This window comes from Bradyrhizobium sp. Ken51 (assembly GCF_055807435.1).
In genome coordinates this window covers 1-233 of record NZ_JBVVPB010000217.1, presented here as the reverse complement: position 1 = coordinate 233, position 233 = coordinate 1, and the positions used below count along the sequence as shown (strand labels likewise).

1 protein-coding gene is annotated in these 233 nt (G+C 59.7%); it reads left to right on the top strand.

Features of this window, described 5'->3' with window-relative positions; genetic code table 11:
• Positions 1-233, top strand: a 233-nt coding sequence (locus AC0L27_RS41545) for an ATP-binding cassette domain-containing protein (RefSeq protein ID WP_473323954.1), incomplete at both ends; no start/stop codon positions are given.

The window sequence follows — 233 nt, the reverse complement described above, 5'->3', positions numbered from 1 at the left end:
CATCGTGCGAATCACCGCCCATCTGAACTTTCTGGCGGCGAACGCCAGCGTGTGGCGATTGCCCGTGCGCTGGTGAATAACCCGCGCCTGGTACTGGCGGATGAACCTACCGGTAACCTCGATGCGCGTAACGCCGACAGCATCTTCCAGTTGCTTGGGGAATTGAATCGCTTGCAGGGCACCGCCTTCCTGGTGGTTACTCACGACCTGCAACTGGCGAAACGTATGAGCCG